10 protein-coding genes and 1 pseudogene are annotated in these 13368 nt (G+C 59.9%); all 11 read left to right on the top strand.

What is annotated here, in order from left to right:
• Positions 1-7 precede the first annotated feature (7 nt).
• Complete coding sequence (tssH, locus tag ACT9T4_RS02090; RefSeq protein ID WP_499115292.1) at positions 8-2716, top strand: type VI secretion system ATPase TssH; 2709 nt, start codon at positions 8-10, stop codon at positions 2714-2716.
• 35 nt (positions 2717-2751) lie between these two features.
• Positions 2752-4431 (top strand): annotated as a pseudogene (locus ACT9T4_RS02085) (type VI secretion system Vgr family protein); the annotation flags it as partial.
• A gap of 1135 nt (positions 4432-5566) precedes the next feature.
• Positions 5567-6028: a hypothetical protein gene (locus ACT9T4_RS02080; RefSeq protein ID WP_179539614.1), complete on the top strand. Its 462-nt coding sequence runs from the start codon at positions 5567-5569 to the stop codon at positions 6026-6028.
• A 21-nt stretch (positions 6029-6049) separates the two neighbouring features.
• On the top strand, positions 6050-7156 hold the full coding sequence (locus tag ACT9T4_RS02075) for a DUF2169 family type VI secretion system accessory protein (RefSeq protein WP_499115291.1): 1107 nt from the start codon (positions 6050-6052) through the stop codon (positions 7154-7156).
• A complete protein-coding gene (locus tag ACT9T4_RS02070; protein WP_499115289.1) occupies positions 7153-8874 on the top strand; it encodes an HNH endonuclease in 1722 nt (573 codons plus the stop codon). The genes ACT9T4_RS02075 and ACT9T4_RS02070 overlap by 4 nt, the downstream gene beginning before the upstream one ends.
• A 14-nt stretch (positions 8875-8888) precedes the next feature.
• Positions 8889-9359, top strand: coding sequence for an SMI1/KNR4 family protein (locus tag ACT9T4_RS02065; RefSeq protein WP_179539611.1), 471 nt, complete (start codon positions 8889-8891; stop codon positions 9357-9359).
• Between the two features lie 269 nt (positions 9360-9628).
• Positions 9629-10384, top strand: coding sequence for a PoNi-like cognate immunity protein (locus ACT9T4_RS02060; protein WP_179539610.1), 756 nt, complete (start codon positions 9629-9631; stop codon positions 10382-10384).
• Positions 10385-10656: 272 nt separating this feature from the next.
• Positions 10657-11766 carry a hypothetical protein gene (locus ACT9T4_RS02055; RefSeq protein ID WP_499115287.1) on the top strand — a complete coding sequence of 370 codons (1110 nt, stop codon included), beginning with the start codon at positions 10657-10659 and terminating at the stop codon, positions 11764-11766.
• A 9-nt stretch (positions 11767-11775) separates the two neighbouring features.
• Positions 11776-12171 carry an SMI1/KNR4 family protein gene (locus ACT9T4_RS02050; protein ID WP_179539608.1) on the top strand — a complete coding sequence of 132 codons (396 nt, stop codon included), beginning with the start codon at positions 11776-11778 and terminating at the stop codon, positions 12169-12171.
• Positions 12172-12608: 437 nt separating this feature from the next.
• Positions 12609-12944 (top strand): DNA/RNA non-specific endonuclease, encoded by a 336-nt coding sequence (locus ACT9T4_RS02045; RefSeq protein ID WP_306456127.1) that lies wholly within the window; start codon positions 12609-12611, stop codon positions 12942-12944.
• Position 12945: 1 nt separating this feature from the next.
• Entirely contained in the window at positions 12946-13362 is a 417-nt protein-coding gene (locus ACT9T4_RS02040) for an immunity protein YezG family protein (protein ID WP_179539606.1), read from the top strand.
• The last annotated feature ends 6 nt before the right edge of the window (positions 13363-13368 follow it).

Below are 13368 nucleotides of genomic sequence, written 5' to 3'. Positions count from 1 at the left end.
CAGAAAAATGGGTGAAATCAGTCGCGCCGCGCTATTCGGCAAGTTGAACAGCGTCGCCTACAAGGCCATCGAAGCCGCCACCGTATTTTGCAAGCTGCGTGGCAATCCCTACGTCGAGCTGACCCACTGGCTGCATCAGATCCTGCAGTTGCAGGACTCCGACCTGCACCAGATCGTGCGTCAGTTCAGCATCGAGCCGGGCCGCCTGGCCAAGGACATCACCGAAGCCCTGGATCGCTTGCCGCGCGGCTCCACATCGATCACCGACCTGTCCTCCCACGTCGAGGAAGCGGTCGAGCGCGGCTGGGTCTACGGCAGCCTGATGTTCGGTGAAAACCAGGTACGCACCGGCTATCTGGTGGTCGGCATTCTCAAGACACCGAGCCTGCGCAATGCCTTGCTGGCCATCTCTCGCGAGTTCGACAAGGTCAAGATCGAGACCCTCACCGAACGCTTCGACGAGATCGTCGGTGCCTCGCCGGAGAATGCCCTGAGCGCCACCGACGGTTTCGATGCCGGTGCGGTGCCGGGTGAAGCCAGTGGTGCCATCGCGCCAAGCGCAATGGGCAAGCAGGAGGCGCTCAAGCGCTTCACCGTCGACCTCACCGAACAGGCGCGCAGCGGCAAGCTCGACCCCATCGTCGGGCGCGACGACGAGATTCGCCAGCTGGTCGACATCCTCATGCGTCGCCGTCAGAACAACCCGATCCTCACTGGCGAGGCCGGGGTCGGCAAGACCGCGGTGGTCGAAGGTTTCGCCTTGCGTATCGTCGCCGGCGACGTACCGCCAAGCCTCAAGGACGTCGAGCTGCGTAGCCTGGACGTCGGCCTGCTGCAGGCGGGCGCAAGCATGAAGGGCGAGTTCGAACAGCGCCTGCGGCAGGTCATCGAGGACGTTCAGAGCTCACCCAAGCCGATCATCCTGTTCATCGACGAAGCCCACACCCTGGTCGGCGCCGGTGGCGCCGCCGGTACCGGCGATGCCGCCAACCTGCTCAAGCCCGCGCTGGCCCGCGGCACCCTGCGTACCGTGGCCGCCACCACCTGGGCGGAATACAAGAAACACATCGAGAAGGACCCTGCGCTGACCCGCCGCTTCCAGGTCGTGCAGGTGGACGAACCTTCCGAGCACCGTGCGATCCTGATGATGCGCGGCGTTGCCTCGACCATGGAAAAACACCATCAGGTGCAGATCCTCGACGAAGCCCTGGAGGCTGCCGTCAAGCTGTCGCACCGCTACATTCCGGCCCGTCAGTTGCCGGACAAGTCGGTCAGCCTGCTCGACACCGCCTGCGCCCGCGTAGCCATCAGCCTGCACGCCGTGCCCGCCGAAGTGGACGACAGCCGTCGGCGCATCGAGTCCCTGGAGACCGAGCGCGCGATCATCGGCCGTGAACAGGCCATTGGCGTCACCATCGGCAGCCGCCTGCTGGACGTCGACACGGCGCTGGCCGAAGAACGCCTGCGCCTGGTCACCCTGGAAACCCGTTGGGCCGACGAGAAGGCCCTGGTGGACGAATTGCTGGCCACCCGTGCCCGCTTGCGCGCCGCCGCCGAGCCGGTGGACGACACCAGCCGTGAAGCAGGCGCCGAACAACCGGCTCTGAGCGACGAGGAACGCAGCGCGCTGCGCGACACTCTCACTGACCTGCAGCAACGTCTCAGTACCCTGCAGGGTGAAACGCCGCTGATTCTGCCGACCGTGGATTACCAGGCGGTCGCCTCGGTGGTCGCCGACTGGACGGGCATTCCGGTCGGGCGCATGGCACGCAACGAGCTGGAAACCATCCTCAAGCTCGACCAGCACCTGAAGAAGCGCATCATCGGCCAGGACCACGCCCTGGAGATGATCGCCAAGCGTATCCAGACCTCCCGTGCCGGCCTGGACAACCCCAACAAGCCGATCGGCGTGTTCATGCTCGCGGGCACCTCCGGCGTGGGCAAGACCGAAACCGCCCTGGCCCTGGCCGAAGCCCTCTACGGCGGCGAGCAGAACGTCATCACCATCAACATGAGCGAGTTCCAGGAAGCGCACACGGTTTCCACCCTCAAGGGGGCGCCACCGGGCTACATCGGCTACGGCGAGGGCGGCGTGCTGACCGAAGCGGTGCGTCGCAAGCCCTATAGCGTGGTGCTGCTCGACGAGGTGGAGAAAGCTCACCCGGACGTGCACGAGATCTTCTTCCAGGTGTTCGACAAGGGCGTGATGGAAGATGGCGAAGGCCGTCAGATCGACTTCAAGAACACCCTGATCCTGCTCACCACCAACGCCGGTACCGAGATGATCGCCGGGCTGTGCAGCGACCCGGAGCTGATGCCCGACCCCGAAGGCATCGCCAAGGCACTGCGCGCCCCCCTGTTGCAGATCTTCCCGCCAGCGCTGCTCGGCCGCCTGGTGACCATCCCCTACTACCCGCTCTCCGATGACATGCTCAAGGCGATCACTCGCCTGCAACTCGAGCGCATCAAGAAGCGCATCGAAAGCACCCACAAGGTGCCGTTCGATTACGACGACAGCGTGATCGATCTGGTGGTCTCGCGCTGCACCGAGAACGAGAGTGGCGGCCGGCAGATCGACGCCATCCTGACCAACAGCATGCTGCCGGACATGAGCCGCGAGTTCCTGACCCGCCTGCTCGAGGGCAAACCGCTGAGTGGGGTGCAGGTAACGCAGCAGAACAACGAGCTGCATTACAACTTCGAACGAACGCAGTGAGCATCAGCGGCGCTCGCCGCGCTAGAGGACGCTAGATGGCAATCACTCAGGATGCACGCATGGCAATCGTCACCACCCCGTTGGGTGGTGACGTGCTGGTGCTGCGACGAATGGAGGGCCGGGACGAACTCAGCCGCCCCTTCGCCTATGAGCTGGCGCTGATCTCCGAAGATCATGCGCTGCCACTCGATGCCCTGCTGGGCAAGCCGATGGGGCTGACCCTGCAACTGGCAGACGGTAGCGACCGCTACTTCCACGGCATCGCTGCGCGCTGCAGCCAGGCGGCTGGCAGCGGTCAGTTCGCCAGCTACCGGGTCAGCCTCAAGCCCTGGTTATGGCTGCTGTCGCGAACCTCCGACTGCCGGATATTCCAGAACAAGACGGTGCCCGATATCGTCAAGCAGGTATTTCGCGACCTGGGTTTCTCCGATTTCGAAGACGCCCTCACCCGCTCCTACCGGGAGTGGGAATACTGCGTGCAATACCGCGAAACCAGCCTCGATTTCGTCAGCCGGCTGCTCGAGCAGGAAGGCATCTACTACTACTTCCGCCACGAGCAGGCCCGCCACGTGCTGGTGCTGTGCGACGCCTATGGCGCACACCGAGCCGCTCCCGGCTACGCCAGCGTGCCCTACTTCCCGCTGGAAGATCAGATGCGCGAGCGCGACCACATCTACGACTGGCACCTCAACCATGAAGTGCAGCCAGGTTCGCTGGAACTCAACGACTACGACTTTCAACGCCCCAGCGCGCGTCTGGAAGTGCGCTCGATCGTCTCGCGCCCGCACAGCAACGCCGGGCACCCGCTGTTCGACTATCCCGGTGAATACGTACAGAGCAAGGACGGCGAGCAATACGCGCGCAATCGTATCGAGGCCATCCATACCCAGTACGAGCGCGTGCAGTTGCGCAGCAACGCGCGCGGGATCGGAGCCGGTCATCTGTTCAGCATGACCGGCTACCCACGCGCCGATCAGAACCGCGAATACCTGACGGTCAGTGCCGACTACCAGATCGTTCAGGAAGCCTTCGAGAACAATACCAGCGACGAACCGCTGCAGTTCGACAGCCGCCTCGACTGCATCGATGCCAGCCAGGTTTTTCGCCCGCTGCCACTGACCGTCCAGCCGATCGTGCAGGGGCCGCAGACGGCCATGGTGGTAGGCCCACAAGGGGAGGAAATCTGGACCGATCAGTTCGGCCGGGTGAAGGTGCACTTCTACTGGGATCGTCACGACCAGTCCAACGAGAACAGCTCCTGCTGGATCCGCGTATCGCAGAACTGGGCCGGCAAGAACTGGGGTTCGATCCAGATTCCGCGTATCGGTCAGGAAGTCATCGTCAGCTTCCTCGAGGGCGACCCCGATCGGCCCATCATCACCGGCCGCGTCTACAACGCCGAACAGACCGTGCCTTACGACCTGCCTGCCAACGCCACGCAGAGCGGTGTCAAGAGCCGCTCCAGCAAGGGTGGCACGCCTGCTCAGTTCAATGAAATCCGCATGGAGGACAAGAAGGGCGAAGAGCAACTGTACATCCATGCCGAACGCAATCAGGACATCGTCGTCGAGCTGGATGAGACCCACGCCATCGGCCGCGACCGCAGCAAGTCCATCGGCCGCAACGAGACCGTCGATGTCGGCGCCAACCGCACCAAGAAGATCGCCCGCAACGAGCGCTACAGCATTGGCCACAACAAGACAGTCAACATCGGCCGCTTCAAGGTCGAGAGCATCGGCATGGCCAAGATGACCAACGTCGGTCTGGGCTACAACCGCAACATCGGCATGGCGATGTTCTCGGCAGTAGGCATGAACCGCACCGATTTCGTCGGCAAGACCTGGGCCGTCTCGGCCGGCGACAAGATCGAGTTCAAGGTCGGCAGCTCGCAACTGACCCTGACGCCGGATGCCATCTACCTCAGTGCCAAGGACATCCACTTCAAGGCGCAGGAGTATCTGCACGCCGATGCCCCCTCCGATATCCTGCTCAACTCGGGTACCGCACAGCCAGCGCCAGAACACAGCGGCAAGGCGGAGCCCGGCTCGCAGGTCGGTGCACTCGCAGCGGTCACTGGCGTTCTGCGCGACCTCGGTTCGCAGGCCGCATCGAGCGCCCTGGGTAATGACAAGCGCCCGGGCGCCGACGCACAGGGCAGCCTCTCTTTGAGGAGCAATGCACCCGCGGCGGCCGATACGCCTGCCGCCGTTACCACCGGCCTCGGCAGCGCAGTGGATCGCATTGCCGCCCAGTCACCCGGGCTGCAGGAGGATCTGCGCTCGCTGCAGGAGCAAGGCTGGGATATCGAATACGGCCCTGCAGGCGCAGGCACGTACGTGAGTCAGGAAGGTGACGTGAGCCGGATCGTCATCGACGGCGACATGCGTGGCTCGCCCGCCACGGTGACCCAACTGTTGGCTCACGAGGTGGGCCATGCCACCCACCCCTACGAGGAAAACCTTTCTTCCAAGGCTACCTACGTCAGCGGTGCCCTGCAAGACGAGGGCGCTGCGGTGCTGAACAACATCAAGGTACAGCGAGAGATCATCGCCAACGGCGGCCCGGACATCAGCATCAATGGTTCGGCAGCCAACCATGCGGCCTACAACGCAGCCTACGACCAGCTCGTCAGCAGCGGCGATAACGCTGCAGCCCGCAAGGCCGTCGGGCAGGTGTGGGGCAGCGAAACCTCATCGGTCAAGGTCGACGGCAAGTTCGTCACGTACAACGATTACTACGGCAGCTGGTATGACGATAACGTCGACGATTAAGCGGCCCTTTTTCAGGCTCTTTGCCTACCTGCTCGTGGCGAGCACGGCAGCCTGTTCAACAGCGAACGAGAACCAACGGATGAACCAAGCCTCTTTCACGCTCTGGCAAACCATCGAGCAACTGGCGCAGCAAGGGCCGCTGACCAAGGCCAAGATCGAGCAGACGCTGGGCAGCACCTTGCAGCTGGACAAGCAGGATGAGCACCGCACCCGCTGGATTGGCGGAGAGGTTGTCCTGCAAGGCAACGTGCGCATCGCGCAGACGGGGTTCACGGTGCTCAACAAGGAGCATGCGGCGCGCCAGAGCACCATCGGCCTGTTTCTGGCCGGTGCCTGCATAGGCCGCCATGACATAGAAGCGCAGTACGGTGAACTGCTTCTGGTCTCGGCTCCGCGTGGCCGCTCACCGCACGAAACGAGTGTCTGGGAAAGCGCACGCCCCTGGGGCCAACTGCGCTTCGCATTCAAGCAGAACAACCCCGAGTGCCTGCACAGCGTATCGATCATTCCATCCGTGCAATCGACACCCGGCGAATCTTGATTCATAGCGAACGGAAACAGCGTGCAGATCGATAATCGCAGTGGCTTCCCCCATGCCTGGTTCGAGAAGACCGGCCCTGGCGGCGTCGTTTACGACGTACTGGTGCTGCGCGGCACCTTCGCGCTGACCGGTAGCTATCTTCCACTGCCGCGGGCCGATGTGCAGGCACCCATCGTCTATGCCGATGAGTACGATGGTCATCCCGAAGCCAACCCTCTGCAAAGCGTGCTGCGCCGCGAAGGCGACCTGACGCTGCTCAAACCGGCCAGTGATGTCTACGTCACGGGTACCGCGTGTAGCGAGGGCGGCGTCGCCCAACCGGGCTGGCTCGCCGGTATTCGCGTCGGCACCCGGCGCAAGCTGCTGCAACTGCACGGCCCGCGGCGCTTCGAACGCCACGGGCAGGAGTGGCGTCTGAGCAGCGCTGAACCCGTCAACCAGGTGCCCCTCGACTACCGCTATGCCTTCGGCGGGTGCTACAGCGTGATGGCTGGCGAAGAGAACCAGGTGGAGCGGGTGTACAACCCGGATAATCCGGCAGGCTGCGGCTGGCTTCCCGGCGAGGCTGACCTGAGGACCGTGTCGCCCGAGGCACAGGCGCAGATACGCCAATGGCTGGAGGGCGTAAGCGAGCTGCCGGCGCCACAGATCGAGGATGTCGATGCGCCCATCACCAGCCCCCATGACGCGCTGCCGCCACAAGGCTTCGCCCCCCTCGCCCGCTGGAGCCAGGCACGCCTGCAATACGCCGGCACCTACGACGAGCACTGGCAGCGCGATCGCTATCCCCTGCTGCCCGACGACTTCGACGAACGCTTCTACCAGGCTGCGCCGCCGGGGCTGATCCAGCCCGGCTACCTGACCGGCGACGAATTCATCTCCCTGCTCGGCATGCTGCCTGAGGGCCTGACGCATTTCCGTCTGCCCGGAATCCTGGCGCTGGTGTCGCTGACCCCGTTCCACGGCCGTACCCGACAAGGGCCGCTGGTGCTCGACACCGTGGCCATCGACCTGGATGCCCGGCACGTCTCGCTGATCTGGCGCGGCACCTTCGAGCGCGGCGAGCCCTGGCGGCGGCTGGCGATCGGCACGCTGGACGTCTCATCAGGACGAGATGACCGGACATGAGCGACTTTACCGTCCTGGATCCGATAGTCGTCAACTCCACCGACCTGTTCCGGTCGGACTATGGCATCGACAGCCTGGCTCAAGCGAACCAGGTAATAGACAACGCGGACGCGTTGTTCGCCCGGGACAGCCACGAGTGGGACGGTAACCGCCAGGCCTTCGACGAGACCGCGCAACGCGTCAAGCAGCGTTTCGAGGATGGTACCTACAAGGAAGGGGAACTGGCGCAGTCGCGAGCGGCCGAGGAAGGCGATGACCTGTGGGGCAACGCCCGCCACGCCGCCAACGACAGCCATGAATGGAAAGCCGTCTGCTCGGTACCGGACTTCTGCAAGGTCGGCAATGCCGTGGTGCCCTTCGACAGCTTCGCCACCATCGGCAACCAGACCCAGTCCTCACCGGACGTGAAAGCCCAGGGCGTGCCGGTGTATCGCGTCGGCGACCTGCACAAGGGTGTTCAGGGCGATGCCGGTTCCCACGTGGTCGCCGGTACTTCGCTCGGCGGCGGCTACGTCAAGTTTCTCAGCGGCCAGAACGACGTCAAGGTCAACGGTATCCCGCTGGTGCGCCAGGACAGCACCTGCCTGGTCAATTGCAATGGCGCAGGTATCGGCGGTGCGCTGGGCAAGGTCGTCACTACACAGCGCGGCGCAGATACCCAGGCCGAAAAAACCGCTGAGGAGGCCAATCCGGAACTGCAAGCACTGCTCAAAGCAGAAGCCGACGAGCGCTCGCTGTGGGAGAAAACCAAAGACTTCGGTTCCGGCGCCTGGAGCAGCACCAAACGTATCGCCGGGGCGAGCGTTGATGACCCGCTGGATACCGGCGTTGGTGTACTCAAGGGCATTGGTAACCTGCCTACCGATCTCTGGAACCTCGGCGTTATGGCCAGCAAATACAGCTCGGCGGCGGGCATCCCCCCTATCGCACTGCGCGCACATGCTATGGAAAAAGCCGCCCTTGCCGCCCACCAGGCCGGCGACCTGACCAAGGCCAACGAACTGGCCAGCCAGGCCAGCAAGATGATGAACGCGGGCTACGCCGGGGATTTGTTCGAGCTGACCAGCGATGCCCAAAAAGGCGGCTCTGTACTGTCGATGTTCATACCCGGCAGCGTGGTGGTGAAGGGGGCGAGTAGAGCGGGCAAGGCAGCACGTGTACTGGATACTGCAGCGGATGCAACAAGGGGGGCCGACGTAGCATCGGATGCGGGTGGTTTGGGGCGGCGCCTGCCGGAGTCCGCCAAGGAAGCAGAAAAAGCCGCGGATGCAGCCGTGACCGGTGTGCATGTAGCCAAATTGTCAAACGCTCAACAATACGCAAAGCTAGTGAACTCAAACAAACGCTGGTCATGGGAAAAAGATTTCCCTGGTGGTGAGAACCTCACCCGAGGACAAAAGGAAGCGATAAAGCGGCAAGCAATAGCGGAGGGTTTGATACCAGATGTGCCTTTCAAACCTGGCACCAAGTTTCCAGATTTCGAGAAAGCAGGATTGGTCAGCCGGGTCGAACACCTCCCTGAGCATTTGTGGAAAACGGGCGACAAAGCGCAGTTCAAATGGCTGGATAGCCAGATACCCGGAGGTCGCCCTAGCGGGTTCACATGGCACCACTCAGAGCTGCCGGGTAGAATGGAACTTGTTCCGTTTGGGCCGCATAACATCATTACTCACTCTGGCGGTCGGTCTACAGGCATGTGGGCGGCAGGCAAGAGATGAACCAGGAGTTTGTTATGGAATTAAAAATAGTAGGCCAGATTTCAGCGCCCCCTATTGAAGCGACCACTTCACTCGAGCGTTACTGCAGAGTAAAACTGCCTCAGGATTTTATTGAGTTCCTCCAATACGGCAATGGTGGAATCCCCGAAAAAAATCTATTTATGCATGAGGGTACGGACAGACTGATTGAACGCTTTCTACCCGTTATGCTAGACCCTAACTCAGAGGATATAGGTGAGTACGACATATCGGTAGTGATGACAGCGTTGGACTCCCGACTCGGCGATGATCCTGACGAGATCGGCTGCAAGCTCATTCCTTTCGCAGCGCTTTTTTCTGGTGACTTTCTCTGCTTAGATTTTCGGAAAAACGCTGAATGCCCTGAGGTAGTACTTTGGGATCACAACCAATCCGATGATTTCGCTCCGCATACGGAGCCAGTTGCACCCTCCTTCGCCGACTTTAAGACCCAGCTATTCACTTGAAAACCGAAAAAGACTCGGGCATATACAACTACTATCAGTAGACTAAATAGCGTCTACAAGAACTCAAACCCGCCCCCCGAATACCTCATCACTGAGGCGAAGTACAACTCATCGCAGCTCAGCAAGAGATTGGCCGATGGCACCAATCAGATGGATGATGCCTGGGTCATGAAGCGCCTCGATAGGCCAAGACTTATCGACAGTTCTGGCAATGTGGTCAGGGGTAACGCCGAAAAGGTTCCGGGATTTTGAGACAGAGGGGCAGATCAATGCCGCGCGATACGCTAAAGAGCAAAGAGTTCTTCGACAAATGGATTTCGTATGACCTGGAGAGAATGCAACAGAAGCAGAACCGTCTCGACTCTGGAGGCATACCGCTGCCCTACGGCAAGGTGACCGCCGCTGCGGATCTCTGCAATAAGGCGCTTGAAGTCATCGTCATGAGCTATTCGCGTGGCGACCGGGTTGCCGATTTTAGCGGCCATGTAGTCAGACTGCTCGCTGAGCGTGAGCAACTCAAAGCGCTGTGCGACGCCCTGCCTAAGGACGAGCAAAAAAAACGCATCCAATATGAGCGACTGAGTTTCGACAACTACCTGGATTTCTTCTGGTGGCTCTCTCTGGCCGTCTGTCTCGGTATGGACGAAGCACACCTTGAGCGCGTAATCGCGCTGATCAACAACGCAGGCCAGGACGCGCTACTGGATCGTATCGCCGTGAAACTCGGCGCTCATCAGCGTGCCGTATCCAACGAATTGGTGTTCCCCAAGCAATATGCGCTGTTGCTGCAAGCACTGGATGCGCCTTCGCAAGAGCAATCCAATCTGGTCAAGAAATTCCTCGACGGCTGGTACAAAGGCAACAAGAACCTTGCCGCGTGGTACGACAACCATAAGGGTGAAGACACCGGCTACGTTGGTTATTGGTGCTTTGAAGCCGCACTGGTAGTGAAGCTATTTGGAATAGACGATTCGTCTTTCAGAACGCATGCGCACTATCCGGCTGACTTAGTTCACAACACCTGATTTCTATAGCATCGCTTCACCCGCAATCGCCTGCACCGATATGGGATGTGAATCAGTGATTCGTATCGGTCAGGCTCCTAATCAGGCACAGGTCTGCTTCGCCACCATCGGCAATCAGACCTAGTCTTCGCTCGACGTCAAACGTCGGCTACCTGCACAAGGGCGTCTAGGGCGATGCCGGTTCCCACGGGGTCGCCGGTACTTCGCTCGGCGGCGGTTACGTCAAGCACCACAGCGGCCACAACGACGTCAAGGTCAACGGTATCCCGCTGGTGCGCCAGGACAGCACCTGCCTGGTCAACTGCAATGGCGCAGGTGTCGGTGGTGCGCTGGGCAAAGTCGTCACCACCCAGCGCGGCGCAGATACCCAGGCCGAAAAAACCGCCGAGGAGACCAACCCGGAACTGCAGGCGCTGCTCGACGCAGAAGCCGACGAACGCTCGCTGTGGGAGAAGACCAAGGACTTCGGTTCCGGCGCCTGGAGCAGCACCAAGCGAATCGCAGGAGCGAGTGCAGACGACCCGCTGGATACTGGCGTCGGCGTGCTTAAGGGCATCGGCAACCTGCCCACCGACCTATGGAACCTGGGCGTGATGGCCAGCAAGTACACAGCGGTGGCTGGTATCCCCCCCGTAGCCGTACGCGCCAACGCCATGGAAAAGGCAGCCGTTGCCGCCCATCAGGCCGGCGATCTGGCCAAGGCCAATGAGCTCGCCCGTCAGGCAAGCCAGCTAATGAGCGCAGGTACCACAGGTGATCTGTTCGAGCTGACCAGCGATGCCCAAAAAGGCGGCTCTGTACTGTCGATGTTCATACCCGGCAGCGTGGTGGTGAAGGGGGCGAGTAGAGCCGGCAAGGCGGTGCGTGGGGTACATGCGCTGGATTCAGCGGTCGATGCGGGAGCCGCAGGAAAAAAAGCCCAACAAGGTGTGCATATTGCGCCTCGAAGCACAGCCTGGACGGAGCTTGCGAAAAAAATCAGAGCCTACATGAAAGATGTCGAAGCTCGCACCGGTCGGAAGATCCCTGAAAACCAAAGAAAATTGCTTGAGCAAGACCTACGAGCCAATAAGTACCAGCGCTTAGATGCGGAGGCCGCAGCGGCGCACCGGACTGACTTCAATCGAGTGAAAAACGATTTGATTTCAGAGTGGGAAAAAAATACAAATCAGAAATGGCCAAGGTATAGCGAGAATGTACTCTCGAAAAACGGTTCCGTTATTCGACGTGTCGGACAACCCTACGATGCACATCACTTGATTGAATCCAGCTACGGCGGACCCAATAAATGGTGGAATATGCATCCAGCCAGATTTCCAGATCAACATCAGGGCGGAATACATAGATCGGGCAGCCCGGCCCGAGACCTATTCGAAAAGTGAGAGCAGATCATGAGCATGTACCTGGATTATCAAAATGCGAAGGGCAAAGGTTCCTTAATCGACAGGATGATTCCAATTTCGCCAAATGATGAGGCCGCTATCCGTGCCATTTACCCAGCCATTCCCAATGACTACATTGACTTCCTGCTGGCTGTTGGAGCAGGAGAGATTGGTGATGCCGCATTCGAGCTCTACAGCGGGCCAGTTGAACCTGAAGAAATCTATGGGGATAGCGATGGCGTCGAAAACGTTCTGCTCATAGGCGATGACCTTCAGGGCTACAACGTGGGTTACGACATAGATACATGGAATGTGGTCGAGATCGACCCGACGAATCGCAGCACTCGGAAAGTGGCATCAAATTTTGAGAGTTTCATACGAACACTTGTCATTACTTACTCATAATCTTGATAATTTGCATCGAGAAAAAACAATAGATACAAAGTTTTGCTTAGACTAGAAACAGGCAGTGTCATCTTGGTTAAGTAGCCAGGTGATTACCACTGCGGAATGGATTGATTTCGTCATATACCGGCACTAAGACAGGACGAGCTACAACGATGATCACTTGAAAGCTGTTCAGCAATACGCACTCTCATTAGCATGTAAGAGCTCCCGACATGTCGTCATGCGTTTGATTCGGCTCACCGCACCTATGTCGCAACGTTAATCACAGTACGGGGCTGTTCTAGAATCGCCGCCATGAACAAACCACGCTCCAGCCTCCTGACTGTTCTCTCCATCTTCGCCATCACGGCCTATGTCGGCATGTTCCTCGATGCCCGTGGTAACCCGGCCTAAAACAAACCGCTGGAGTAGCTGCTCGCCCCGACGAGCGCTCGCTGTGGGAGAAGACCAAGGACTTCGGTTCCGGCGCCTGGAGCAGCACCAAGCGTATCGCCGGGGCCAGCGTTGACGACCCGCTGGATAGCGGCGGCGTACTCAAAGGCATCGGCAACCTGCCCCCCATGCACAAGGACATCAACAACTATCACGCAGGTGAGTGGGGGCAGATGGAGAAGCGCTGGGCCAGCGATCTGGCGGCCGGCAAAGATGTGCATGTTAAAATCAAGCCCATATATACCGACGGAAGTTTGCGGGCCAGTGAATTCAGAATTACCGAGACCATCGGCGGCACTACGTCCAAGCACACGATCATAAACCCTACAGGTCAATGAAATGACACCCGAAATTCAACAGCTGCAGCAAACCATCGCACAAGGTGTGTACGAAGTGCTGCCAGAGGACGGTTGGACAAATGCTACCTATTCGTTCCAGGCCATTACCCGTTTTTTTTCGGAGACCGGGCACTATCTGCTCAATGGCGTAAAAACAGTGTCGTTCGTTGCGGAAGATGAAGTAAGCGATGCGTTTCGCGAGCTACGTACCAAAATGGCAGCCCTCCATGAAAACGGGCATGCCTGGTACACCGCTACGTTCACACTTACCCCTGACGGCAACTTCAAATTCGATTTCGTCTACGATGAACTACCTGCGTTCGAGATAATTCCATCTCCGGACAAATGGGCTGACGAATTCCGCACCTACCCACGGGCGGAGCTGCAGGATCTTGTTCCACAGCAGCCGAAGCTCTAGGGTTGC

The organism is Pseudomonas sp. SZ40 (assembly GCF_052958135.1).
This window is presented reverse-complemented; position numbering and strand designations above follow the sequence as displayed.

Bases quoted from the DNA above. Each gene is read 5' to 3' on its own strand.
- ACT9T4_RS02070 (WP_499115289.1), top strand. From the start codon at position 7,153: ATGAGCGACTTTACCGTCCTGGATCCGATAGTCGTCAACTCCACCGAC.
- ACT9T4_RS02060 (WP_179539610.1), top strand. From the start codon at position 9,629: ATGCCGCGCGATACGCTAAAGAGCAAAGAGTTCTTCGACAAATGGATT.
- ACT9T4_RS02040 (WP_179539606.1), top strand. From the start codon at position 12,946: ATGACACCCGAAATTCAACAGCTGCAGCAAACCATCGCACAAGGTGTG.
- ACT9T4_RS02080 (WP_179539614.1), top strand. From the start codon at position 5,567: ATGAACCAAGCCTCTTTCACGCTCTGGCAAACCATCGAGCAACTGGCG.
- tssH (WP_499115292.1), top strand. From the start codon at position 8: ATGGGTGAAATCAGTCGCGCCGCGCTATTCGGCAAGTTGAACAGCGTC.
- ACT9T4_RS02050 (WP_179539608.1), top strand. From the start codon at position 11,776: ATGAGCATGTACCTGGATTATCAAAATGCGAAGGGCAAAGGTTCCTTA.
- ACT9T4_RS02065 (WP_179539611.1), top strand. From the start codon at position 8,889: ATGGAATTAAAAATAGTAGGCCAGATTTCAGCGCCCCCTATTGAAGCG.